Origin of the sequence: Pollutimonas subterranea (assembly GCF_002849655.1) — a bacterium.
Lineage (GTDB): Bacteria > Pseudomonadota > Gammaproteobacteria > Burkholderiales > Burkholderiaceae_B > Pollutimonas > Pollutimonas subterranea.
In genome coordinates this window covers 284,273-306,655 of the sequence record NZ_PDNW01000002.1, presented here as the reverse complement: position 1 = coordinate 306,655, position 22,383 = coordinate 284,273, and the positions used below count along the sequence as shown (strand labels likewise).

Sequence of the window (22,383 nt, the reverse complement as noted above, 5' to 3'; positions counted from 1 at the left end):
GATCACTTTAATTTATTTTACGTATAGCTTATCTAATCCTACGATGGATTGGTCCGGAAGGCGTGCAGAATCAGTCTGCCGCCCCAATTTTCCGGGCGCCGGTTGAACTGACCGGACATAAATAATGTAGGAGACAACGATAATGAAGCGTTTACTGATTCAGACCATGCTGGCCGCAAGCCTGATGGCAGGCGCATCTGTCGCGCAAGCGGCATGGCCCGCCGACAAGCCTATTGAGGTAATTGTGGGCTTCTCGCCGGGTGGAGGCACTGACGTGATGGCTCGCCTGATTGCCCGCTTTGCTGAAAAGCGCATGCCGGACGCCAAGTTTATCGTGGTCAATAAGCCCGGTGCAGGTGGCACGATCGCATTTGCTGAGATAGCCAGAGCCGCTCCGGACGGTTATACGATCGGCATGGTCAACGTGCCCGGCTTCAACTTTCTACCTCTGTACAAACCGACGCATTACAAACCGGAGGATCTACGCCTCATCGCGCGCGTGGTCGAAGATCCAATCGTTATTTTCGCCAAGCGGGACAGCGATGTGCCCAAGAGCTTGCCGGCAATTGTAGAAGCATTGAAGAAAAAGCCTGAATCACTTTCCTTCGGGCATTCCGGCGACGGCACGGTCGGACACATCGGCTTGATGCAGATGGAGCAGCTCGCGGGATTCGAGGCCAGTGCTATTCCCTTCAAGGGTGGTGCCGACGCGCGATCGACCTTGATAGGCGGCCATATGAGCTACGCCTTGCTGACAACGGGAGAAGTCCCCGATGCCGCAAACGTTGATTCCCCGTTCATGGCCGTGACGCAGTTATCGCAGAAGCGGACGGAGCGCTTTTCCTCCGTGCCCACCGCAGGTGAGGGAGGCATCGACGTATCGATCGCCTCCGAGCGTGGCTTTGCTGGGCCTAAAGATTTGCCGCCTGAAATCGCCAAGCGCCTCGAGGCGTTGTTCGAAGGCATTCTCAGTGATCCCGAGTTTATCGCCGCCGCCACAGCCGACGCCCCGTGCTGGCCTTCAAGTCAGGTGGTGAGTGGACTGCTCAACTCAAGAAAGATACCGAGGCGCTCAGGCCCTTGGCGGAAAAGCTGAAGCAGTGAGTATCTACTCGGCGATGACCGTCCATATTCAGGGCCTTGTCGGCGACATTGCCTTGCTGCTGGAACCAACCAACACAGTAGAGAGACAAATGACATACAAGAAAATGTGCACGCTTCTGACCGGCTTCTTAGGCGCATTCACGATATTCGCTACGCATGCGGCACCGTCTTACCCTAACAAGCCGGTTCGATTGATTGTGCCTTGGCCCGCCGGAGGTTCTGCCGACACGCTTGGCCGCTCCTTGGGAGAGGTGCTGGGCCAGAAGCTTGACACGCCTGTCATTATCGAGAATGTGGCGGGCGCGTCCGGAACGATAGGCACACAGCAAATGGTTCGCGCCGCCCCAGATGGGTACACGTTGCTATTGGCAACCAGCTCTGCCAATGTCTCAGCACCTAATCTTTATAAAAGCGTCAACTTCGATCCCATCAAGGATTTCTCGCCGATCGGTGCCGTTGCATTAATACCCAGCATATTGATCGTGCCCAACGACTCTAAGTACGGCAGCGCCCGTGATATTGTCGCCGGCGCCAAGCGCGATCCGGGCGTACTCTCATACGGATCGGGAGGTATCGGCAACTCCGGGCACCTGTCTGCCGAGCTGTTTCTTTCGGCCACGGACACCCAGGCAACTCACATCCCTTACAAGGGAAACAACCCGGCCCTTGTGGACTTGATAGGAGGGCGGCTTGATTTCATGTTTGACAACGGCGCCGTTGATAACATCAAGACGGGGCGGATTAAAGGCCTTGCCGTCGCATCGGAAAATCGCATTAAAACGCTGCCGGAAGTACCCACTTTTAAAGAACTGGGTATGCCAGGGGTTGAACTAAGTACATGGTTCGGCTTGGCCGCGCCTGCCGCGACGCCTGATGCGATCATCAAAAAAGTAAACACCGCGTTGAACGAGGCATTGGAGGACCCTAGCCTTGCGAAACGCTTGATTGACATGGGGGCTGACATACAACCCGGCACTGCCCAGGAATTCTCGGCATTCTGGGCGTCCGAGTTCGGACGGTACAAGGAGTTGATCCGTATTAGCGGCGCGGCGCAGGAATAGATCGGCTTACTGAGAAGATCAATCGCCAAGCCACCGCGCCCCAAGCCAATCGCCACGGTGAACAGTATCTTTCATGCTTTCCACCAGGATCTCGACGACGCAGCGGACCGGTGTGGTGGTATGTCTGTTTGCGGGAACGGCAAGGACGATCTTGCGCATCAGTGTCGGTTCGGCAAGCGGCGCGGCGGTGAGGATTCCCCGCGCGAGATCGTCCACGACAGCAATTGTCGGCAGAATGGTGAGACCGTGCCCGCCGAGCACAAGGCTTTTTTGCACGCTCATGGCATTGGTTTCGGCCACCACCGTCAGTTGAAGTTCCATCAGGGTTGCAGCATGTTCGACGAGGCTGCGCAGGCCATGTGGGGCGCTCGGCAAAATCAAGGGCTGGCCGGCCAACTGCACCAAGGAGACAGGTTGGTCCTTCTTCAGGCCATGCGCCGGCAAGCCTACGACCCACAAACCTTCCTCCAGCAGCGGCTGGACCTGAATCGAGGGCGTTTGTTTGGGGTCATAGAGCAACGCGGCATCGATCTCGCCTGCCTCGAGCCAGGCTTGCAGTGTTCCTGCATAACCCATCGACATCCGAATCCGGATACCTGGATAACGCTCGGCAACTGACCTGACAAGCGCACTTGACAATAGATCGCAAGTGCTGGGCAGCAAGCCTATGGTGACAATTCCTCCGACAGTGCCACGGGAAGGCTGGATCTCGGCGCGGGCCCGGTCAATCTCGTTCAGCACCCGACGCGCATATTCAACCAGTGTCTGGCCCGCTTCAGTCAATCTCATTCCATGACGTCCGCGGTCAAACAGCACTGCTCCGATGTCTTCTTCCAGCAGTCGCAGTTGCCGCGAGACGGCCGGCTGCACGATGTTGAGCAGCGCCGCCGCCCGTGTGACGTTGCCGGTTTCGGCCACGGTGACCAAGGCCCGGAGCTGCTTTATGTCCATCGCGGTAGCGCCTCATACAAGTTTGAGATTGAAATAATCACGAAATTCTATTTTACGTGAGTTTCAATCACGGAATAGGATGGTAGTTTCTTTACTCACCAGGGAAGCGCCATGGAAGTGACAACGGATCCTGCTTGGCAGCAGGCAGTGTTCAAAGCATTAAAAGACGGCGGAATACAGCAAATAGCGTATGTCCCGGACGCAGGGCATTCTTACGCAATCAGGGCCGCTCAGTCTGACCCGGATATCATTGATACCGTCCTCACCACAGAGGAAGAAGGCGTCGCGTTGGTGAGTGGCGCGTGGCTGGGCGGCCAGCGAGCCGCCTTGCTGATGCAAAGTAGTGGCGTTGGCAACTGCGTCAATATGTTTTCCTTGTTGCGCAGCTGCAATTTCCCGTTTTTGACGCTTGTCACCATGCGGGGAGAATATGCCGAGTTCAATCCGTGGCAAGGCCCGATGGGCAAAACCACGCAGGCGGCGCTGGAATTGATGGGTATTACCGTAATGCGAGCTTCCGACCCGGAAGACGTGGGCGAAATCGTCAGTGCCGGACTGGACGCCGCATTTCTCGCGGGCGAGCAGGTGGCCGTGTTGTTGTCACAGAGCCTGATTGGCCGGAAAAAATGGGAGCGTAAATAATGAACGCAACAGCAAAAGTGGCGGTCGATCGCCGTGCATTCATCGCCAAGCTGCTACAGGCCACGCCCGATGCGCTGGTGGTAACTGGATTGGGTTCACCTTCCTACGACGTTTTCGCTGCTGGTGACCGCGATCACAATTTCTATTTGTGGGGTGCAATGGGCGGCTCGACATCCCTTGGGTTGGGCCTTGCGCTGGCGCAGCCTTCGAAGTCGGTGGTTGTTATCACGGGCGACGGCGAGCAACTCATGGGCATTGGCAGCTTGGGCACCATCGGCGTCAAGCAGCCGAAAAACCTTACTATTGTTGTGCTCGACAACGGCCATTTCGGGGAAACCGGCATGCAACGCAGTCACTCCAGCCTAGGAACAAGCCTGACTGCGGTCGCCAAGGGATTCGGCATCGCCGACGCTTTCACTGTCGAACGCCTGGATGAGTGTGCACAGGTTGCACAGCGGATCAATGCACGCCAGGGGGTGACCTTCGCCCAGGTGCTCATTGGTTCCGATGAGCCGCAGCGCATGCTGCCGCCTCGCGACGGAGTCTTCGTGAAGAACCGTTTCCGCGCCGCACTGGGCTTTTCCACGTTCTGATAACCTAGGCCGTGCCGGCTCGCAGGCTACGGTAGTATTCAACCATCTCGGTATATACAGGGTATATTCATGAAACGCTATCAGCTCCACATTGGTGGAACGTCCCTCGACCCGACTGCCGGGCAATGGTTCGAAACCCAGAATCCATACACCGGCCAAACCTGGGCAGAGATTCCCAAGGGCGACGCAAGTGATGTCGAGCGTGCTGTCCAGGCGGCACATTTGGCATTGACCGAAGGGCCGTGGGCGGAAATGACCGCGACGCAGCGCGGCCTATTGCTGCACCGCTTGGGCGACCTGATTGCGCGCGATGCGCGTAAGCTGGCTGAGACGGAAGTGCGCGACAATGGCAAGCTCTTTGCCGAGATGCTAGGTCAAGTGAATTACCTGCCGCAGTGGTACTACTACTATGGAGGACTCGCCGACAAAATCCAGGGTAATGTACTGCCCCTGGACAAAAAGGGATACCTGGCCTTCACGCGCAACGAGCCCGTCGGCGTGGTCGCTGCGATCACACCCTGGAATTCGCCGCTTATGCTGGCAACGTGGAAGATCGCGCCCGCATTGGCCGCCGGTTGCACGGTGGTTATCAAGCCTTCCGAATTCACGTCCGCGTCAACGTTGGAGTTTGCCAAGCTCTTTGACGAGGCTGGCTTTCCGCCGGGTGTTTTCAACGTGGTTACGGGATTCGGCAAGGATGTCGGCGCATCATTGGTCGAGCATCCGCTCGTACGTAAAATCAGCTTCACAGGCTCGGATACGACCGGGCGTCTCATCAACGAACAGGCTGCACGTCACCTCAAGCACACCGCGATGGAGCTCGGTGGCAAGTCACCGAACATTGTGTTTGACGATGCTGACCTCGAGCAAGCGGTATTCGGCGCAATCTCGGGCATTTTTGCCGCGACCGGCCAGACATGCATCGCGGGTTCGCGGTTGCTGGTGCAGGACAGCATTTACGACGAGGTCGTTGCGAAGCTGCTCGACATTGCGCGCACGGCCAGGATGGGCGATCCGATGGATGCCGACACGCAGGTCGGACCTGTGACCACACCGCCGCAATACAAAAAGGTGCTCGAATACCTCGACATCGCGCGCCAGGATGGGGCGACGCTTCTGCTTGGAGGGCGCGCCGCCGATAAGCCAGAGTGCGGCGACGGCTGGTTTGTCGAGCCGACCATCTTCGGCGATGTGACGAACAATATGCGCATCGCCCAGGAAGAAATTTTCGGTCCCGTCCTTTCCATCATCCGCTTTAAGGACGAGGCTGAAGCGGTTGCCATCGCGAACGATGTGCGGTTCGGGCTGGCAGCCGCAGTATGGACCAGCGACATCGGACGAGCGGTGCGCATGTCGGAGAAACTGCAGGCTGGTACCGTTTGGGTAAACACCTACCGTGCGGTAAGTTTCATGGCTCCCTTCGGTGGCTACAAGGATTCCGGCTTGGGGCGGGAGAACGGGATAGATGCCATCCGAGAGTTTCTGCAAGTGAAAACCGTCTGGATTAACAGCGGCGCCGTGGCTGGGAATCCCTTTGTCATGCGCTGACATGCTGGAGCGCTTCCTCGTCGGGATGCCGATGCGGGCGGCAGGCTTCTTGTCAAGCGGGATGCCTGCAATTGACGGAGGCTTTCAAGATCTGTGGAGCATTCCATAAAATCTCAGGTTCACGGCCAAGTAGAGACGGTGGGGTGTTGTTAGCTTTCGGCAGCCCGTCCAAGCGCAGCGTGGACGCGATGCTTCTGACGCGCAAAGGGCACTTGGAGACGACCTTGAGAAATATTGAGCAACGAAGGGGCACGATCGCTGAAGCCGACAGGCGTATGGCGGCGGCGATAGCCAGGCACGTAGGTGACAAAACTGAGGCTTCGGTATGTGTCTCGTGAGGATGACGAGTAGCAGCGGGGCGCAGCCGCCCATTGTGCGGCTGCAGCCCACTGATCGGATGATGCCGATGTGTCGGCGGGCGCTTAAGCCGTAGTAGTTCCGACCATGATCAGTTCAGAACGTTTGCTGTTACTTAAAACGTGCAGTCAAGCGCCTTTAGACGCGCATCGACCCAGCTCGCGTCATATGTGCCTGCATCAATATCAGCTAACATCTTCTCTTCGACAGCATGTTTTTCGACAGTCTGTTCATAAACCTTTTGTGTGATGTCAAACGGCACACATAGCAGACCATCTGCATCGCCGATAATCAAGTCACCGGGCTCGATTGTCATTCCACCAAGACAAATTATCGAATTGATTTCGCCTGGACCATCTTTGTATGGTCCGCGATGAGTAACGCCTGCAGCGAAAACGGGGAAACTACCCCGACCGATCTCGGCTGAATCGCGAATGGCTCCATGAATGACGATACCGGCTAATCCGCGCTTCTTTGCGTATGCCACCATGATTTCACCAATGATGGCATTAGTGAGGTCGCCTCCGGCATCCACAACGATCACGTCGCCGGTGCTGGCTACGTCGAGCGCCTTGTGCACCATAAGGTTATCACCCGGGCGACACCGGACTGTAACCGCAGGTCCAGCCATGGGAGTGCCGTCATGCATGGGACGCAGGTGCGCCCCTCCCGCATACATTCGAGACATCATGTCACTGACGTTGGCGACAGGAAGCTTCTTGAATTGCTCTACCGTGGCCATGTCGACGGCTCGATCGCGTTGATGAATTTGAAAACCAATCATGTTCGTTTGCTCTCTGAAAGTTGTGAAAGGGTTTATTGCGGCTCAATGCCAGAATCCTTTACCAAAGCACCAAATGTGTCATGATCGGCTCTATGACGACTTGCCATATCGTTGGCACTGCTTCCAATCGGATCGTATCCAGCCTTTTGCAGATTTTGCGTCATTTCATCGCTGGTTACCGCTTTCTTCATCGCCTCGTTGAGCTCATTTACGATTTCCGAAGGGGTGCCTGCTGGAGCAGCGAGGCCCCACCATATCGCCTGCTTCACCTCTGGATAGCCTTCTTCTGCGAAAGTCGGAACATTGGGCAGGCTAGGCGAACGGGCTTCTCCGATTACAGCAATAGGCTTAACCGTTTTGGCAAGGATTTGAGGAAGCAGCGAGGCAACAGAGCCGGTATAAATCTCGATCCGGCCACTGCTCAAGTCTGGGAAGGCTTGCGACCAACCGCGATACGGTATGTGGCTCAACTTGATGTCAGCCTCTTTGCTGAACAGGTTACCCAGAAGATCACCGGTGCCGCCAATGCCGGGTATGCCTAGCGTGACAACCCCAGGTTTTTCTTTCGCCGCGGCGACTATATCCGCCAGTGTGTTATAGGGAGATTTGGGAGCGACTACGTAAACGCTCGGCGAGCTGGCCACCAAGCCGACGGGAGCAAAGCTTTTGAAGGTGTCATAGGACAGTTTGCTGTACAACCATGGGTTCAGTACGATATTGTCAGTCTGTGCCATGACTAGGGTATGGCCGTCGGGTTTGGCGCGCGCTGTGGTATCCAGGGCCAGGTTACCGCCAGCACCTGGCTTGTTCTCGACAACGATATTCCAGCCTGTTTGTTGGGCCATGGCATCGGCCAGCATGCGGGTAAGAGTATCGGTACCTCCTCCTGGGGGATATGGAGAGATGAACGATATTGACCTCTCGCTCAAGGTGGAGGCGACAGAAGCACTGGTAAGAGCAAGTGCACCAGCTAGCAAAAACGTTTTAACGAAGCGACGTGACATGAGGTCTCCTTTCTTTTCTGGAATGTATAGAGTCAATGATCAGTGGTCGGCGCTTTGGTAGCGTCCGAGCGCTGTTGATCGAGCAGCCACCTAAGGCTGTTTTCGATCGTTGCTTCACCTTCGATGGGTGAGTTTTGGATGGCGTTAGCGGTGTGTTCGAATAATGCGGCGACACCGTCTAGGGCACGAGGCTGGATGCCCTCGCTCTCTAATTGAAGACGGGCTTCCCGAACCTCCGCTAGTCGCCGTTCTGCGTGCCGCACATGCGTAGTCACCGTCGCTTCCATGAAGTTGCGAATGGGTGTTTGATCAATGTCGGAAAGGACTTCGTAGAGCGACTGTCTTAAGCCTTGGTGCTCGGCGGCCATCAGGCACTCTACCGCTAAAGCTTCCAAACCTTTGGTGAAAATGCTACGTAACAGCTTCAGTGCGACGGCATCGCCGGGTTCGGTACCCACTATTCGTATTGGTGCGCCAATGGCTTTCATAAGCTCAACGAATCTGGCCGTCGCTGGTCCAGCGCAAAGTAGAGGCGTCTTTTGACCTCCAAGACCGATGGCGCCTGTAATCGCGACATCAACGAACTCGATATTCGCTTCCAATGCCATATTTGCAGCGGCGCGAAGGTCGGCAGGACGTCCCGTCGTGAAATCAGCATAGATTGAGTCTTTGTGCATATACGTCAAAGACTGGCGGGCGACATCAAGCGCCACGCCTCCAAAGACGGCTGAAATCACCAAGTCAACTTCGGCTAGCCAATCACCTGGTTCGGAGTGAACTTTAGCGGAAATTTCTTCTGCATAGCGGGCGATTGCGACGCTTGGCCGGCTGTCGCACAATTCAGAAACCTGATGCCCGGCATCCATTAAGGCCTTCGCGTAGCAGCGCCCAACGTCGCCGCAACCAACAATAGCAACGTTCATAAAAGTACAATAAAAAAACAATATGTACATAGTACGTGAAGGCAATATGCGTTTTTGTAGGTGTTTACCCCAAAAAACATTATCAATGTATCTTTATTGATCTTTATGCGAGCTCACTACGGCCAGCGTCACAAACAAGCATCACTATGAATTGTCCAGTCTTTGACTCATGAAACGTTGACTCGATATCAACAAATGGACGGACATGATCTGTTCAGCTAGATCGCCATTTCTCAGCTCTACAGCCATAACCAGATCGCGGTGATGCTGTAGGCTGCGCTCGAGATCTTCTACGTCGTATAAAAAGAAAGAACGAGTTATGACCGGCATATCAATCATTGTTTCCAGCATCGACTTCAAACGCTGCGAACCTGCCGCTTCCAGTAATATTCGGTGAAAAGCACTGTTTGCGGCTTGAATCTCAGTGATTGCATTTTTATCTTTGCTTAGTGCTTCTATGCCGCGTGCCATTTGATCATTGCAGCGTTTCAGCTCCTCGATGGTCTGTGTTTCGGCTCTTTCTGAAGCAAGCCTTGCTGCAAAAGGTTCAAGGCGAATACGTAATCGAAACATGTCCTCTATGTCCCACCGTGTCCAGCTCGCGATGAATACGCCGCGGCCCCCTTCGGCTACTGCCAGCCCATCGTCAATTAGCTGCTTTAGCGCTGTACGCACCGGTGTCCTGCTGATCCCCATTTCTTCGGCAATTTGGTTTTCCTTTAGTTGTGTGCCGGCCGTGTAGTGTCCCGCGATGATTCGCTTTCTGAGAGTTTCGTACGTATGTTGACTGCCTTTTTTCATTGTGCGGATCGCTTTACTTGACTTGTCTGTGTGCGCATGGGCGCCACTAATGTATCCCACTTCTTGAGTGGAAAACAGTTAGCATGCGCTTAGAGTCTCTCTTGTCGTCGTGACATCGGGGTTCCACAACGTTGATCATCCGCTATGGTTCCAGCGGATTGAAACGGAAGCCATGTGCCTATCATTAGCTACCCGAGGCCAACAGCAGGGGAGGTGCAGCACTATGTCGAGCGAACGTAAACTCATCATGCCCACCGAGGCGGAAGACGTGGCCATCAATGCCGGCATCGACGCCGATCCGGATACCTATGAGCTGGATCAGTCCGAATTCAAGCAACTGAAGCGAGTGGAGCGTCCGCCCCAAACCCCTACAAAAGCTTATCCAGCGTAATCGGCAGGTCGCGGACACGTTTTCCCGTTGCATGATAGATCGCGTTCGCAATGGCGGCGGCGGTTCCCACGGTGCCGATTTCACCCACGCCCTTGGCCCCGAGCGGGCTCATTTCGCTATCCGGTTCCTCCACGAAGATGACGTCGATATCGTAGACGTCGGCGTGGCATGGTATGTGGTATTCGGCGAGGTTGTGGTTCATGATTCGGCCAAGGCGGTGGTCGAACATGCTTTCTTCCTGCAGCGCCATGCCGATGCCCATGACGGCTCCGCCTAATATCTGGCTGCGGGCGGTTTTGGGGTTGATGATGCGGCCGGCCGCAACGGCGAGTGTTAGCCGGGTGACCCTTACAACACCCAGTTCCTGGTCTACCCTGACTTCGGCGAATACCGCGGCGTGCGTGTTCTTGGCCTTGGCGTCTGTACTGTCCTTGGAAGGATCTATCGATGCTTCGCAATGCAGTGAGGACGCACCAGAAAGTGCCACGATGTTCGGGTAGTCGATGAAACGCGAAGGATCTTTGACAAGTCGCATGCAGCCCTCGCAAAACTCCACCTCTTCGAATCGCACGGTGCCAAACGGATTATCTTTTGATTGCGCCACCGTCTTGAAAAGCTGTTGTGCCAGCTCGCCGCAGACCCGACTTACGGCTGCGCCCACCGAGGTCGCCATGCTCGACCCGCCTGCGAGTCCGGCAGGCGGTAGGCTGGAATCGCCGAGGGACACTTTTACACGGTCCAGAGGCAAGCCCAGGGCGCCAGCGACAATCTGGGCCATGATGGTGTAAGTGCCGGTGCCTATGTCCGATGCGGCGGAGGCGATGGTCAATATGCCGCGTTCATCAAGGGTGGCGCGGGCGCTTGCTTTCAACATCAATGCGTCCCAGATGCCAGTGGCCATGCCCCAGCCTATGAGTTCCTTGCCTTCGTGCATGGAGCGCGGTTGCGGGCTGCGGTCGTGCCAGCCGAAGCGTGCGGCTCCTTCTTGATAGGCGGCCATCAAGGCCTTGCTTGTATAGGGCAGGTCCTTGAGTCCGTGCGTATCGGAATAATTCGCCAGGCGAAGCGCAAGCGGATCGATCCCATTCGCGTAGGCCAGTTCGTCCATCGCGATTTCAAACAGATTCATGCCGGTGGCCGCGCCGGGCGCGCGCATATTGCCTGGCGTGGGTGTATCGATGGCAGCGACGGCGTAGTCCAGCCGAATATTTTCGCAGGGATAGGCCGTGGGACCCCAGCCGACGATGTTTTCGGTATAGGTCTCGAACTGCGAGGTGCTGGTGGTTGCCTTCAAGGCAATGGCGGTCAATTTTGACTGCGCATCGCACGCCAGGGTCACGTCTTCAATGCAGGCGGGACGATGCACATGGGTGAACATTTGCTGGCGGGTCAGCGTGACGCGTACGGAACGCTCCAGCATGATGGCGGCCAGCATGGCCAGATAAGCCTGGTAAGCCGGCCGCAGGCCGGAACCAAATGCGCCGCCCACGTAAGGATTGATAACCTTGAGGGTCTCCGCGGTATAGCCGAATGCTCGCGTCAGCTGCTCTTGCGCGTTTTGCGAGCCCTGATTCTTGTCGTAGAGGGTGACAGTACCATTCCCGTGCCATTCGACGGTCGTCGCGTGCATTTCCATGGGATGGTGTTGTTCCATCGCCAGGTGATAGCGTCTTTCGACTTTCGCCACGGCCTGTGCACAGGCGGCGTCGACATCGCCCTTGGTCGTATTGCCCTTTTTCTTTTCCTCGGGTGTGAACCGCTGCGGTAGCGCCGTCTCGAGGCTGGTGTTGTGGCTTGCCTCCTGGTAGCTAGCCGTGACCAGCATGGCGCCCCGGCGCGCCGCTTCGAAGTTTATGCCTACGACCAGGGCGATGGGTTGTCCGGCAAAGGCAATGGAGTCATCACACAGCGTACGGAACGGTGGCTTGGACGTCGCGGCGGAGCCGCCATCATCCATATCGAACCAGGGCACATGAGGGCGGTTCTCGTGGGTAAGGACTTCAACCACGCCTTCGACCTGTCGTGCATGCGATGTGTCGATGGAGGTGATGCGCCCACGGGTGATCCCGGCGCTTACGATGACGCCATATAGAAGATCCTGCGCTGGGTGCTCACCCGCATAGGTGGCCTGTCCGGTGACCTTCTTGGCGCCATCGACACGATTCACTGCGATGCCGATATCGGGCTGAGCCGCCATGGCCGTCTCCTTAGACAATTCGCTTGTCGGTTTGGGATTGAGGGGTGCCGTCGGCGGCTTGTACAAGCGCGCGCACGATGCTGCGTTGCGCCAACGCGATCTTGAAGTTGTTGTCGCCCTGGCCTTTTGCCTCGTTCAGCAGGCTGTTGGCAAAGTCGGTGAACGTCTTCGCGTTTGCCTGTGCGCCAATCAGGCTCTGCTCGGCATCGGGCCTGCGCCAGGGTTTGTGGGCCACCCCGCCCAATGCAACGCGTGCTGCCGTGATACGGCCGTCTTCGATCCGCAACGCCGCTGCGACGGAAACCAGGGCAAAGGCGTAAGCCAGACGATCGCGAATTTTCAGGTAACTGTAGTGCTGGCTGAACCCTTCCGGAGGAAGTTCGACGCTGGTGATTAGTTCGCCGTGTGCAAGGTTGTTGTCAAGATTGGGCGTTTCGCCGGGCAAGCGGTGAAAATCGGCAAACGCCACGCTGCGCGCGCCGTCCGGGCCGACGACGTTAACCTTGGCCTCGAGCGCTGCCATGGCGACACACATGTCCGATGGGTGGGTGGCGATGCATCGCTCGTTCGCGCCCAGTATGGCGTGGATGCGTGTGACGCCTCCGATGGCACTGCAGCCGGAACCGGGTTGCCGCTTGTTGCAGGGCGTCGCAACATCGTAGAAATAGTAGCAACGCGTGCGCTGCATCAGGTTGCCGCCCGTTGTGGCCATATTGCGAAGCTGCGGGCTGGCTCCTGCGAGCAGCGCGCTGGAGAGTAGCGGGTAGCGCTCGCGCACCCGTGCGTCAGCGGCAAGATCGGCGTTGCGCACCAGCGCTCCAATACGCAGGCCGCCTTCAGCCGTATCTTCGATGTGATGCAGGGGCAAGCCGTTGATGTCGATCAGCCGCTGGGGACGTTCGACGTTTTCTTTCATGAGGTCCAGCAAATTCGTGCCACCGGCAATGAATTTCACGTCCCCTGCGGCGCCTTCGCGCGCCGCGTGCGCAACGTCCCGGGCGCGCGTGTACGAGAATGGGTTCATATGCGCTCCCGTTCCTGCACTACGTGCATGATGGCGTCCACGATATTGGTGTACGCGCCGCAACGGCACAGATTACCGCTCATGAACTCGCGGATCACATCGCGCAGCGTGTCGTCGGACCCGGCATCACGGCTTTTTACCGCATCAGCATGGCCTTCATTGATGAACCCCACGGCCGAGCAAATCTGTCCGGGCGTACAGTAGCCGCACTGGAAGGCGTCATGTTCAATGAAGGCTTTTTGCAGGTCATGCAAGACATCGCCGTCAGCCAAGCCTTCGATTGTCGTAATTGACCGACCCTCCTGCATGGCGGCAAGCGTCAGGCACGCATTGATGCGGCGTCCATCCACCAGTACGGTACAGGCCCCGCATTGCCCATGGTCACAGCCCTTCTTGGTGCCCGAAAGTGCCAGCTGCTCGCGCAATACATCCAACAGTGTCGCGCTGGCATCCACCGAGATCGATCGCGATTGGCCATTTACGGAAAAATTCAACAGTAGTGGGTCCATGGGCTCTCCTCGTGACAAGGCATCAGTGTGCTAATCCTTGTCGGATTTGTGATCGGGCTTATTTTTGGTTTTCGTGGCCGCCAAGTCGTGCAGTTCCTTTTCGCTCATGGATTTGTACATTGATTTGGATGGCCCCTTTAAGTCACTGACTTTTTTTTCGCCTTCTTTGGCCGCCAGTGCGATGCCGGCCGCCTGTTGCTGTGATTTGGATTTTGCTGGCATGATCAAGCTCCTGTATGGGTGCGATCGGAATCCAGCAAGTGCTATTCCTATGTCCCCAACAGGTGGCATGGAACATGCTGCAGGAGGGGCATGATCACGCAACATCCAGGAGAATGAAATGAAGACTCCCGATCCAAACGCCAAAGCGCCTCGCCCTGCCCACATATCCTCGGAGGACGAGCGGCGCCCCGACATGGATCATCCGCCTCCCAGTACCACGTCAACCGGATTTGATCGTGCGACGGCGGCGGCTGACAATGAAGCCCGAACAGGGCAGGTTCCCGGACCTGACGACTTTGCTGCCACGCAAGCGGAAGGTACTGCCGATGACCCACAGACGGAACGCTTGAAGCATGGCGCCGCATCGGATGGCAGGGACGCCGACGACGCAGCCGGTACGGAAGTACGCCGAAAATGATTCGATACGCGTGGGTTATTATCGTTTCAACATTGCGTTCATTGCCGCGTTCATCGAATAATCGCAAGCAAGTGATCGAGGGTGTAGGGCTTTTGCAGGAACTCAAACCCATGGTCACCCTCCTGGGCCAGGGCGGGGCTATAGCCGCTGCTGAGCACTACCCGTAAATCTGGCCAGCGACGCCGAATCTCTTTTCCCAATTCAATCCCGTTGATGCCAGGCATCAGAATGTCCGACAAGACGAGATTAAAGTTGGCGCGTCGGGCAGCAAGCATGGCCAGTGCGGCTTCGCCATTTACTACCCAGGTCACGTTATGGCCCACATCGGTGAGCATACTCTGTGCAAATGCTCCTACAAGCTCGTTGTCCTCGACAAGTAGTACATTGCTCGGCTGAACGTTTCTTCGCTCATCGACAGTAGTATTGGAAACGGATGGCGGATGCTGCGCCGTGGCACATGGAAGGAATAAGGTAAAGGTCGTGCCACTGCCCAGCTGACTTTCCACAATGACTTCGCCGCCCGACTGTTTTGCAAACCCATATACTTGGCTAAGACCCAAGCCGGTACCTTTATTGATTTCTTTCGTTGTGAAAAAAGGCTCGAATATTTGTTCGATAAGCGAAGGTTCGATGCCGCTCCCGGTATCGCCGATCGTAACCGCAATAAAACGCCCAAGCGTGCCGACAACGTCGGTATGTCCGCGTAACGGGGGCAGGCTGGTAGCATTGCGAGCACCAACTTGCAGAGTGCCGCCAGCTGGCATTGCATCGCGTGCATTAATGACTAAGTTGAGGATGGCAGTGTCAAACTGGCTGGCATCGGCGTGGACAGCCCATAAATCTGCTGGAAGCCCAATGTTTATGTTGACGCTGGCTCCGAGGGTCATTTCGATAACATGCTTCAATCCATGGATACGAGAGGCTATGTCGAACACTTTGGGATGTAGCGGCTGCTCTCGCGCGAAGGCAAGCAGTTGCTGCGTCAAGAGGGCCGCCCGTCCGGCTGTTTCAATGATGATTTCAACATATCGTGATCGCTTTTCCGCCGGTAGGCTGTGCATGCCGAGCAAGTCAGCGGCGGAACGAATGATCGTAAGGAAATTATTGAAGTCATGGGCCACGCCGCCAGTTATTCGGCCGATGGCCTCCAGTTTTTGGGCGTGGCTCAGGATATCCCTCTGCCTGTCGACTTCGTCTTGCGTCCGCTTGCGCTCGGTGATGTCACGGGTAACCTTGGCAAAGCCTATTAGTTTTCCGGTTTCGTTGTAAATGGGGTCAATAACGATACTGGCCCAGAAATGCGAACCGTCCTTGCGGACGCGCCAACCTTCGTTCTGGAATGTATTGTGCTGCAACGCAATCGCAAGACCCCGTTCGGGCTCGCCCAGTTCGCGATCTTCCTGCGTGTAAAAGCAGGAAAAGTGGCGGCCGATGATTTCGTCGGAAGAATAGCCTTTAATAAGCACAGCGCCGGAATTCCAGTCGATGACGTAACCGTTCGGATCAAGCATATAGATTGCATAGTCGCGGACCCCCCCTGCACCAATAGCCGAAACCGTTGTTCACTTTCGAAGAGGGCTTGGTCGGCCGCCTTCTTGTCGGTGAGGTCTCGCGCCACCTTGGCATAGCCGATCAATGTTCCGTTCTCATCGCGAACCGGGTCGATCACAATGCTGGCCCAGAATCGGCTTCCGTCTTTACGCACGCGCAAGCCTTCGACTTCGTACTGTCCTTGTTCCGCCGCGATGGCCAGCGCGCGCGCCGGGACGCCAGCGTTTTGGTCTTCTTCAGTGTATAAGCACGAAAAATGCCGGCCAATAATCTCCTGTGCCGTATAGCCCTTGAACCGCTCCGCGCCGGTGTTCCAGCTAATAATGTATCCCTTCAGATCGAGAAGGTAGATGGCATAGTCTTTGATGGCGTGGACCAGCAGCTCGAATCGTCCGCTATTTACTAATGCATCGGTATTAAGGACGTTGGCTTTGCCGTCTTGCTCTTTTTGGTCTTTTTGCATGATTGATCTTTACGTGCTCTACACAATATTTTTTTCAGTTCGATCACGAGATTCGGTTGTATTGAAATATGCAGTTAACCATACTCACAATAACAGTTTTCGAGCTGTCTTCGGCAACTGTTGAATTTGTCCGATATTGGTAGATATCCGTATGGTGAAGTGGAAGATTAGATGCTCCCGTGCGCTGCCGGGATTGCCTGGCAGCGAACCGCCGCAGCGCCTGGGGAGGGCGCCCCGATGCTATCATCGTCGAACCCTTATTTGTCGTGTGGGCGAGGCACGCTTCGGGTTTGCTGGCGTGGGGCCTTATCGGCCTTTATGGTTCAGGGGGAACGGACAAACCATTGCATAGGAAGTTGTCTTGGATATTCTGCGCTTGAGTCTATTATTCGCCGTAACGGCCTTGGCGGAAATTATCGGCTGCTATCTGCCGTGGCTTGTCCTGAAACAAGGTAAAAGTATTCTGCTCTTGCTGCCGGCAGCCATTTCCCTGGCTCTTTTTGCGTGGCTGCTGACGCTGCATCCCACTGCGGCCGGCCGCACCTATGCCGCGTACGGCGGCATGTATATTGCCGTTGCCCTGTTATGGCTGCGCATCGTCGATGGCGTTGAGCTGACGCGGTGGGATATAGCGGGGGCCGGTATCGCGCTCGTAGGTATGGCCGTCATTGCCCTGCAGCCTGCCGGTAGCAGTTCATGAGTTATGTCGAAGGCCGGGAATGCTTCTTGCTGGCAGCTCGCGAAGGATGTACTTTAGATTCATACCAGGAGAATAAAATGAGTATAAAAATGACCGCCAAGCCCCGCCGCATGTTAATTGCCATCTCCGTGGCTACGGCTGCATTAGCCATGACGGCTTGCACGACCACGCTTCCCCGCGAGCAACAGACCGGTGTTGAACGGCGCGATGATATCAACTCGCGGGCCGACGCTGCCCTGGAACGCCTCTACGAAGTTGCGCCACATTCCAGAGAACTGGTGTCGCAAGCCAAGGGCGTGCTCATATTTCCGAAAGTCCTCGGCGCCAGTTTGGTGGTCGGCGCCGAGCATGGTGATGGGGTACTGAGAGTGGGCGGCCAGAATCAAGGCTACTACAGCACATCAAGCGGATCATTCGGTCTGCAGGCTGGCGCCCAATCCAAGGCCATCATCCTGGTATTCAAAACACAAGAAGCGCTCGATCACTTTCAACGCAGCAAAGGATGGACCGCAGGCGTTGACGCGACGGTGGCCGTCGCCAACTTGAGCGCTACTGGATCCTTTGACACAAGAACCATGCGCGAACCCGTCGTCGGCTTTGTCATGACAAATGCGGGCTTGATGGCAGGGGTATCTCTGGAGGGCACCAAGATTAACCGGATCGATGACCGCGGCGCGGCCGCGTCCGGCGCTGTCAAATAACGTGTAGGAATCCGTACTTCCCAGAGAGCAGCCAGGTGTCTCTGGCTCTGGGCATAAAGCCGTTGTTGCGCGATCATGCACCTCATAAGGTTGGGAGTCTCCAACCCTATGAGGTGCTTTTCATTGCAACGGGTTTACGGCGTTCTTCGAAGGACATACGTATCCGCCGTAGGCTATTTAAGAAAACCTGGTCGTACACAAGCCGAACATATGGATTTGACGACATATGATCTTTAAGCCATAATTCCGCCTTGACTTCCAGCGGAACGAGCTGTCGGCATGGCAAAAAAACACGACGAGGTACCTGCATTGGCTGCTGATTGCGGCCTGCCGATCACGGCAAATGCCATGGCGCCAACCACTTTGAAAGAACTGCGCAAGCGTACCGGGCAGACCCAGGAAGAGATGGCGGCCGCCCTGGGTGTTGGCCAGGACACGATCTCGCGGCTTGAAAAGCGTAGCGACATGCTGCTGTCGACCTTGCGCCACTATGTCGAATGCATAGGCGGCCAGCTTGAACTGGTGGCGACCTTTCCCAATCATCCTCCCGTGATCATCGATCATCACGGCGATAAATCGGGCGCGCACAAGAAGCGCGGCCGCAAACCGGTTGAACGATCCACATGATTTCCACACCCTACTATCTGATCGACAAGGCAGCCTTGCTGCGCAACCTACGCATTATCGACCAGGTTCGAGAACGTTCTGGCGCCAAGGTCTTGCTGGCGCTCAAGTGCTTTGCCACCTGGTCTGTATTCGACCTGATGCAGCAGCACATGGATGGGACCACCTCGTCGTCCCTGTACGAAGTCAAGCTGGGCCATCAAAAATTCGGCGGTGAAACCCATGCCTACAGCGTGGCGTTTGCCGATCATGAAATTGAAGAGGTCGTGGCACACAGCGACAAAATCATTTTCAATTCGATTAGCCAGTTCGAACGATTCGCGTCGTTCGCTGGCGACAAGCCCAAAGGCCTGCGCTTAAATCCGGGCGTCAGTTGCGCCAGCTTCGATCTGGCCGATCCGGCTCGCACCTTCAGCCGCCTGGGTGAGTCCGACCCAGCCCGTATCCTGGCTATCATCGAAGACCTTGATGGCGTGATGATCCACAATAATTGCGAGAACCGGGATTTCGAGCGTTTCGATGAGCTGTTGACCGAGGTCGAGCGCCGCTATGGCGCGATATTGCATAAACTGAACTGGGTCAGCCTGGGCGGCGGTATCAGCTTTACATCGCCTGGCTATTCCCTGGATGCGTTCTGCGAGCGCTTGCGCCGCTTTGCACAGACCTACGGCGTGCAGGTGTACCTCGAGCCCGGCGAAGCAGCCGTGCGCCACACCACAACGCTGGAAGTCAGCGTGCTCGATATCGGCTTCAAGGGCAAGAACCTGGCGGTGGTCGATAGTTCCACCGAAGCACATATGCTGGATCTGTTGATTTATCGCGAGACCGCACCCATCGGAACCGGCCAGGGTGATCACACTTACCAGGTTTGCGGGAAAACCTGCCTGGCCGGAGATATTTTCGGGGAAGCAAATTTTGAGCAGCCGCTGCAAGTAGGTGATCGCATCTCGATCGGTGACGCGGGCGGCTACACCATGGTGAAGAAGAACTGGTTTAACGGAATTCACATGCCGGCCATTGCCATCAAGGAAATCGATGGCAGTGTGCGGGTGGTACGCCAGTTTTCCTTTGATGACTTTGTCAGCAGCCTGTCCTGACAGCGGATGTTCAATCTTGAGAGATAAGCAAATGAAGCGCAACATATTAATTATTGGCGGGGGCGGGGTGGCTCGGGTGGTTGCACATAAATGCGCCCAGAACAATGCCGTGCTCGGCGACATTCATATTGCGTCGCGCACGCTGGCCAAGTGCCAGGCAATCATCGAATCCGTCCATGAAAAAGGCAGCTTGCAGCGAGCCGGAACCCTGCAAGCGCATGCGCTTGACGCCATGGACATCGAAGCGACCAAGTTCCTGATTCGCGCTACTCGCAGCCAAATCGTCATCAATGTTGGTTCGCCGTTCCTCAACATGTCGGTGCTGGCTGCATGCATTGAAACGGGCGCGGCCTACCTGGATACCGCCATTCACGAAGATCCGGATAAAGTGTGCGAGGCTCCGCCCTGGTACGGCAATTACGAGTGGAAGCGGCGCCAAGCGTGCAAGGATGCCCGGGTAACGGCCGTGCTGGGCGTGGGCTTTGATCCAGGCGTGGTCAATGCCTACGCGCGTTATGCGATGGATACGCATTTCGACAGCGTGGAATCCATCGATATCATCGACATCAACGCCGGCAGCCACGGACGATACTTTGCGACCAACTTTGATCCCGAAATCAACTTCCGGGAGTTTGTCTCTACCGCCTGGTCCTGGGAAGACAACGCCTGGAAGGCCAACGCAATGTTCGAGCACCGCAAGGATTGGGACATGCCGGTGACGGGCCTGAGCACGACCTACCTGACGGGACACGACGAGCTTCACTCCATGTCGAAAAACCTCGGCGTACCGAACATCCGTTTCTGGATGGGGTTCAGCGACCACTACATCAATGTGTTCACTGTCTTGAAGAACCTGGGCCTTTTATCCGAGCAGCCGGTGCGCACAGCCAGGGGCCAGGAAATCGTGCCGCTGGAAGTCATCAAGGCCGTGTTGCCGGATCCCGCGTCGCTAGCGCCCGACTACACCGGCAAGACCTGCATTGGCGACCTGATCAAGGGCCACAAAAACGGCCAACCGCAGGAAGTTCTGATCTATAACGTTTGCGATCACAAGACATGTTTTGAAGAGGTCGGTAGCCAGGCTATTTCCTATACCGCCGGCGTGCCTGTCGTGGCGGCGGCCATGCTGATCGCCGACGGGACCTGGGACATCGGCGAGATGGCCAATGTCGAGGAACTCGACCCGGTGCCTTTCATCGCGCTGATGAACCGGATGGGACTGGTGACCCGCATTCGCGACGCCCAAGGAGACCGGGTTGTCGAACCCGAGCAGGAAGAGGTCGACACTTTGGCGTCAAGCCAGCTTCTTCAGTACGGTTGAGTGCACCTCATCGCAGCGGAATCGAATGCCGCAGGGTGCCGCCCCGGATCCTGCGGCTATTCAGCATGCTGTGTAGCGATTATCAGTTGCTGATGGACGCGACGGTCTCGAAACGGTCGAGATAACCGCTGCCCACAGTCGCTTCCGTCCAGTTGTCCACGGAAAAATCAATGACGGCAAGCGCTGCCGTCGGATACTCGCGTTCAAGTCGGGATAATGCTGCGGCGCGGCCTGCGCCGGCCAGCGTTGTCGCCAGGCGTTCGAATCCGGGGTTGTGTCCCACCAGCAGCAAAGTCTGTACGGAAGGGTCGGTCTCGGAAATGACCTGAAGGATGTCGCCCAAGGCGGCTTCGTATATGCGCGGTTCGTCGTGCCGGGCCACTTCTGCGCCAAAGGCTTCGCCCGCCAGCAGCCATGTGTCTTGCGTGCGTTTTGCGGTGGACACGATGGCAAGGTCGGGGACCAGCCCTTGCTTGGCCATGTATCTGCCCATCTCTTTGCTTTGCCGCAGCCCGCGTGCTGCAAGAGGGCGTTCGTGATCGATGACGCCGTCCGGCCTGTCGGCTTTGGCGTGGCGAAGAAGCATTAAGCGGCGCATCGGCAAATTTCCCCTCAAATTTTTAGACAGATCGCTTTTATTCTACAAGCGCTGGCGTGAGGCGCCGATCATTTTTCAGTTCGGCACGTTTGAGCATAGTGTGGGCCGAATGCCAGAGATGTTTTTGCATGGCCGTGTACGCCGCGTCAGAATCGCCTTCAAGAATCGCGCTCGCTATTGCCTCATGCTGCGAAATAGAGTCGACAATCAACTGGTCTGCGCCGATGACTTGACGTAACAATGACATGAACACCGCCAGCTGATACCGGTCAATCAGCTCGCCCAATTCGGGGTTCCCGCTAAGCTTCACGATGGCTTGGTGGAATTCCCGGTTATGGACTATGAAAGGGTGGATTTCCTGCTTTTCTTTATGCAACGCACCCATATCCACGATTGCCTGGAAGAATTGCCGATTGCCGCCTTCGTCGATGCGTTGGGCGGCCAGGCGTGCTGCCTGTCCTTCCAATGCTTCACGAATCTGGAACAGATTAATAATTTCGTCATGCGATAGGCGGCGCACGAGTGCGCCGCGATTAGGGATGATCTGGACGAGCCGATCTTCCGCGAGCCGGCGGAACGCTTCGCGCAACGGCCCGCGGCTAACCCCCAGTTCTTCGATAAGGTCGCGGGAAATAAGACGTTGTCCTGGCGCCAGCGTGCCCTCGAGAATTTGCTCCTTGAGGGTCGCCGCAATTCGTTCGACCATATCGCCGCTGCGCAATACACCGTCATCTGCGGATGATTCTTTACTTCTTTTGGCGGTGTTCATCGATGAGAAATTTCCGTGACAAATGTAGGG

24 protein-coding genes and 2 pseudogenes are annotated in these 22,383 nt (G+C 56.3%); 12 read left to right on the top strand and 14 right to left on the bottom strand.

The genetic code is table 11. The annotated features are described in order from the left end of the window. Positions 1-142: 142 nt before the first annotated feature. Both CR159_RS03870 and CR159_RS03865 read left to right on the top strand, forming a co-directional pair. Positions 143-1,096, top strand: a complete 954-nt coding sequence (locus tag CR159_RS03870; RefSeq protein ID WP_102072685.1) for a tripartite tricarboxylate transporter substrate binding protein — start codon at positions 143-145, stop codon at positions 1,094-1,096. Between the two features lie 4 nt (positions 1,097-1,100). Continuing rightward, entirely contained in the window at positions 1,101-2,165 is a 1,065-nt protein-coding gene (locus tag CR159_RS03865; protein WP_143705438.1) for a Bug family tripartite tricarboxylate transporter substrate binding protein, read from the top strand. Positions 2,166-2,183: 18 nt separating this feature from the next. On the opposite strand, the gene CR159_RS03860 is transcribed toward CR159_RS03865, so the two are convergent. Continuing rightward, positions 2,184-3,116, bottom strand: coding sequence for a LysR family transcriptional regulator (locus tag CR159_RS03860; RefSeq protein ID WP_102072683.1), 933 nt, complete (start codon positions 3,114-3,116; stop codon positions 2,184-2,186). Between the two features lie 111 nt (positions 3,117-3,227). Between CR159_RS03860 and CR159_RS03855 the strand changes: the two genes are divergently transcribed. The 3 genes from CR159_RS03855 to CR159_RS03845 all read left to right on the top strand — a co-directional run bounded on the left by CR159_RS03855 (position 3,228) and on the right by CR159_RS03845 (position 5,899). Beyond that, positions 3,228-3,758, top strand: coding sequence for a thiamine pyrophosphate-binding protein (locus CR159_RS03855; protein ID WP_102072682.1), 531 nt, complete (start codon positions 3,228-3,230; stop codon positions 3,756-3,758). Then, a complete protein-coding gene (locus CR159_RS03850) occupies positions 3,758-4,351 on the top strand; it encodes a thiamine pyrophosphate-dependent enzyme (RefSeq protein WP_102072681.1) in 594 nt (197 codons plus the stop codon). Before CR159_RS03855 ends, CR159_RS03850 begins: the two co-directional genes overlap by 1 nt. A gap of 69 nt (positions 4,352-4,420) precedes the next feature. Continuing rightward, positions 4,421-5,899 (top strand): aldehyde dehydrogenase, encoded by a 1,479-nt coding sequence (locus CR159_RS03845; protein ID WP_102072680.1) that lies wholly within the window; start codon positions 4,421-4,423, stop codon positions 5,897-5,899. Positions 5,900-6,371: 472 nt separating this feature from the next. Here the strand turns inward: CR159_RS03845 and CR159_RS03840 are convergent, their stop codons facing one another. The 4 genes from CR159_RS03840 to CR159_RS03825 form a co-directional block, all read right to left on the bottom strand. Then, positions 6,372-7,040 (bottom strand): RraA family protein, encoded by a 669-nt coding sequence (locus CR159_RS03840; protein ID WP_102072679.1) that lies wholly within the window; start codon positions 7,038-7,040, stop codon positions 6,372-6,374. A gap of 32 nt (positions 7,041-7,072) precedes the next feature. After that, complete coding sequence (locus CR159_RS03835; protein WP_102072678.1) at positions 7,073-8,044, bottom strand: Bug family tripartite tricarboxylate transporter substrate binding protein; 972 nt, start codon at positions 8,042-8,044, stop codon at positions 7,073-7,075. Between the two features lie 32 nt (positions 8,045-8,076). Continuing rightward, positions 8,077-8,967: an NAD(P)-dependent oxidoreductase gene (locus tag CR159_RS03830; protein ID WP_102072783.1), complete on the bottom strand. Its 891-nt coding sequence runs from the start codon at positions 8,965-8,967 to the stop codon at positions 8,077-8,079. A gap of 144 nt (positions 8,968-9,111) precedes the next feature. Continuing rightward, the gene (locus tag CR159_RS03825) at positions 9,112-9,768 is read right to left on the bottom strand and encodes a GntR family transcriptional regulator (protein WP_102072677.1); all 657 of its coding nucleotides are present in this window, start codon (positions 9,766-9,768) and stop codon (positions 9,112-9,114) included. Between the two features lie 223 nt (positions 9,769-9,991). Between CR159_RS03825 and CR159_RS21520 the strand changes: the two genes are divergently transcribed. Then, a complete protein-coding gene (locus CR159_RS21520; RefSeq protein WP_158238498.1) occupies positions 9,992-10,159 on the top strand; it encodes a hypothetical protein in 168 nt (55 codons plus the stop codon). Here the strand turns inward: CR159_RS21520 and CR159_RS03820 are convergent. Genes CR159_RS03820 through CR159_RS03805 form a run of 4 tightly spaced genes read right to left on the bottom strand, consistent with a single transcriptional unit; the run spans position 10,137 to position 14,111 of the window. After that, the gene (locus tag CR159_RS03820; RefSeq protein ID WP_102072676.1) at positions 10,137-12,356 is read right to left on the bottom strand and encodes a xanthine dehydrogenase family protein molybdopterin-binding subunit; all 2,220 of its coding nucleotides are present in this window, start codon (positions 12,354-12,356) and stop codon (positions 10,137-10,139) included. The two genes, CR159_RS21520 and CR159_RS03820, sit on opposite strands and share 23 nt — an antisense overlap. A 10-nt stretch (positions 12,357-12,366) precedes the next feature. Continuing rightward, positions 12,367-13,380 (bottom strand): FAD binding domain-containing protein, encoded by a 1,014-nt coding sequence (locus CR159_RS03815; RefSeq protein ID WP_102072675.1) that lies wholly within the window; start codon positions 13,378-13,380, stop codon positions 12,367-12,369. Then, entirely contained in the window at positions 13,377-13,889 is a 513-nt protein-coding gene (locus CR159_RS03810) for a (2Fe-2S)-binding protein (protein ID WP_102072674.1), read from the bottom strand. The genes CR159_RS03815 and CR159_RS03810 overlap by 4 nt, the downstream gene beginning before the upstream one ends. A 30-nt stretch (positions 13,890-13,919) precedes the next feature. Beyond that, a complete protein-coding gene (locus CR159_RS03805; RefSeq protein ID WP_102072673.1) occupies positions 13,920-14,111 on the bottom strand; it encodes a DUF3008 family protein in 192 nt (63 codons plus the stop codon). Between the two features lie 118 nt (positions 14,112-14,229). On the opposite strand from CR159_RS03805, the gene CR159_RS03800 reads away from it, so the two are divergent. Further along, positions 14,230-14,529 carry a hypothetical protein gene (locus CR159_RS03800; protein WP_102072672.1) on the top strand — a complete coding sequence of 100 codons (300 nt, stop codon included), beginning with the start codon at positions 14,230-14,232 and terminating at the stop codon, positions 14,527-14,529. Positions 14,530-14,579: 50 nt separating this feature from the next. Here the strand turns inward: CR159_RS03800 and CR159_RS03795 are convergent, their stop codons facing one another. The 3 genes and pseudogenes from CR159_RS03795 to CR159_RS22180 form a co-directional block, all read right to left on the bottom strand. After that, a complete protein-coding gene (locus tag CR159_RS03795; RefSeq protein WP_233208166.1) occupies positions 14,580-15,650 on the bottom strand; it encodes an ATP-binding protein in 1,071 nt (356 codons plus the stop codon). Positions 15,651-15,779: 129 nt separating this feature from the next. Further along, positions 15,780-16,040, bottom strand: a pseudogene (locus CR159_RS22300) (PAS domain-containing protein); the annotation flags it as partial. Positions 16,041-16,162: 122 nt separating this feature from the next. After that, a pseudogene (locus CR159_RS22180) lies at positions 16,163-16,543 on the bottom strand (PAS domain-containing protein); the annotation flags it as partial. 361 nt (positions 16,544-16,904) lie between these two features. Here CR159_RS22180 and CR159_RS03790 point away from each other — a divergent pair. The 5 genes from CR159_RS03790 (at position 16,905) to CR159_RS03770 (ending at position 20,986) form a co-directional block, all read left to right on the top strand. Then, a complete protein-coding gene (locus tag CR159_RS03790) occupies positions 16,905-17,243 on the top strand; it encodes a YnfA family protein (RefSeq protein ID WP_102072671.1) in 339 nt (112 codons plus the stop codon). Positions 17,244-17,320: 77 nt separating this feature from the next. Next, positions 17,321-17,944, top strand: a complete 624-nt coding sequence (locus CR159_RS03785; RefSeq protein ID WP_102072670.1) for a BPSL1445 family SYLF domain-containing lipoprotein — start codon at positions 17,321-17,323, stop codon at positions 17,942-17,944. 279 nt (positions 17,945-18,223) lie between these two features. Then, a complete protein-coding gene (locus CR159_RS03780) occupies positions 18,224-18,571 on the top strand; it encodes a helix-turn-helix domain-containing protein (protein ID WP_102072669.1) in 348 nt (115 codons plus the stop codon). Next, positions 18,568-19,665 carry a carboxynorspermidine decarboxylase gene (locus CR159_RS03775; protein WP_102072668.1) on the top strand — a complete coding sequence of 366 codons (1,098 nt, stop codon included), beginning with the start codon at positions 18,568-18,570 and terminating at the stop codon, positions 19,663-19,665. Before CR159_RS03780 ends, CR159_RS03775 begins: the two co-directional genes overlap by 4 nt. A gap of 31 nt (positions 19,666-19,696) precedes the next feature. After that, the gene (locus CR159_RS03770; RefSeq protein WP_102072667.1) at positions 19,697-20,986 is read left to right on the top strand and encodes a saccharopine dehydrogenase family protein; all 1,290 of its coding nucleotides are present in this window, start codon (positions 19,697-19,699) and stop codon (positions 20,984-20,986) included. A gap of 82 nt (positions 20,987-21,068) precedes the next feature. On the opposite strand, the gene CR159_RS03765 is transcribed toward CR159_RS03770, so the two are convergent. Continuing rightward, entirely contained in the window at positions 21,069-21,572 is a 504-nt protein-coding gene (locus tag CR159_RS03765; protein ID WP_233208164.1) for a SixA phosphatase family protein, read from the bottom strand. Positions 21,573-21,621: 49 nt separating this feature from the next. Further along, on the bottom strand, positions 21,622-22,353 hold the full coding sequence (locus CR159_RS03760; RefSeq protein ID WP_102072665.1) for a GntR family transcriptional regulator: 732 nt from the start codon (positions 22,351-22,353) through the stop codon (positions 21,622-21,624). Positions 22,354-22,383 lie beyond the last annotated feature (30 nt).

What these genes read in the sequence shown, in the direction of transcription:
- CR159_RS03870 (WP_102072685.1), top strand. Translation starts at nt 143, where the DNA reads ATGAAGCGTTTACTGATTCAGACCATGCTGGCCGCAAGCCTGATGGCA.
- CR159_RS03860 (WP_102072683.1), bottom strand. Translation starts at nt 3,116, where the DNA reads ATGGACATAAAGCAGCTCCGGGCCTTGGTCACCGTGGCCGAAACCGGC.
- CR159_RS03855 (WP_102072682.1), top strand. Translation starts at nt 3,228, where the DNA reads ATGGAAGTGACAACGGATCCTGCTTGGCAGCAGGCAGTGTTCAAAGCA.
- CR159_RS03850 (WP_102072681.1), top strand. Translation starts at nt 3,758, where the DNA reads ATGAACGCAACAGCAAAAGTGGCGGTCGATCGCCGTGCATTCATCGCC.
- CR159_RS03845 (WP_102072680.1), top strand. Translation starts at nt 4,421, where the DNA reads ATGAAACGCTATCAGCTCCACATTGGTGGAACGTCCCTCGACCCGACT.
- CR159_RS03840 (WP_102072679.1), bottom strand. Translation starts at nt 7,040, where the DNA reads ATGATTGGTTTTCAAATTCATCAACGCGATCGAGCCGTCGACATGGCC.
- CR159_RS03835 (WP_102072678.1), bottom strand. Translation starts at nt 8,044, where the DNA reads ATGTCACGTCGCTTCGTTAAAACGTTTTTGCTAGCTGGTGCACTTGCT.
- CR159_RS03830 (WP_102072783.1), bottom strand. Translation starts at nt 8,967, where the DNA reads ATGAACGTTGCTATTGTTGGTTGCGGCGACGTTGGGCGCTGCTACGCG.
- CR159_RS03825 (WP_102072677.1), bottom strand. Translation starts at nt 9,768, where the DNA reads ATGAAAAAAGGCAGTCAACATACGTACGAAACTCTCAGAAAGCGAATC.
- CR159_RS21520 (WP_158238498.1), top strand. Translation starts at nt 9,992, where the DNA reads ATGTCGAGCGAACGTAAACTCATCATGCCCACCGAGGCGGAAGACGTG.
- CR159_RS03820 (WP_102072676.1), bottom strand. Translation starts at nt 12,356, where the DNA reads ATGGCGGCTCAGCCCGATATCGGCATCGCAGTGAATCGTGTCGATGGC.
- CR159_RS03815 (WP_102072675.1), bottom strand. Translation starts at nt 13,380, where the DNA reads ATGAACCCATTCTCGTACACGCGCGCCCGGGACGTTGCGCACGCGGCG.
- CR159_RS03810 (WP_102072674.1), bottom strand. Translation starts at nt 13,889, where the DNA reads ATGGACCCACTACTGTTGAATTTTTCCGTAAATGGCCAATCGCGATCG.
- CR159_RS03805 (WP_102072673.1), bottom strand. Translation starts at nt 14,111, where the DNA reads ATGCCAGCAAAATCCAAATCACAGCAACAGGCGGCCGGCATCGCACTG.
- CR159_RS03800 (WP_102072672.1), top strand. Translation starts at nt 14,230, where the DNA reads ATGAAGACTCCCGATCCAAACGCCAAAGCGCCTCGCCCTGCCCACATA.
- CR159_RS03785 (WP_102072670.1), top strand. Translation starts at nt 17,321, where the DNA reads ATGAGTATAAAAATGACCGCCAAGCCCCGCCGCATGTTAATTGCCATC.
- CR159_RS03780 (WP_102072669.1), top strand. Translation starts at nt 18,224, where the DNA reads ATGGCAAAAAAACACGACGAGGTACCTGCATTGGCTGCTGATTGCGGC.
- CR159_RS03775 (WP_102072668.1), top strand. Translation starts at nt 18,568, where the DNA reads ATGATTTCCACACCCTACTATCTGATCGACAAGGCAGCCTTGCTGCGC.
- CR159_RS03770 (WP_102072667.1), top strand. Translation starts at nt 19,697, where the DNA reads ATGAAGCGCAACATATTAATTATTGGCGGGGGCGGGGTGGCTCGGGTG.
- CR159_RS03765 (WP_233208164.1), bottom strand. Translation starts at nt 21,572, where the DNA reads ATGCTTCTTCGCCACGCCAAAGCCGACAGGCCGGACGGCGTCATCGAT.
- CR159_RS03760 (WP_102072665.1), bottom strand. Translation starts at nt 22,353, where the DNA reads ATGAACACCGCCAAAAGAAGTAAAGAATCATCCGCAGATGACGGTGTA.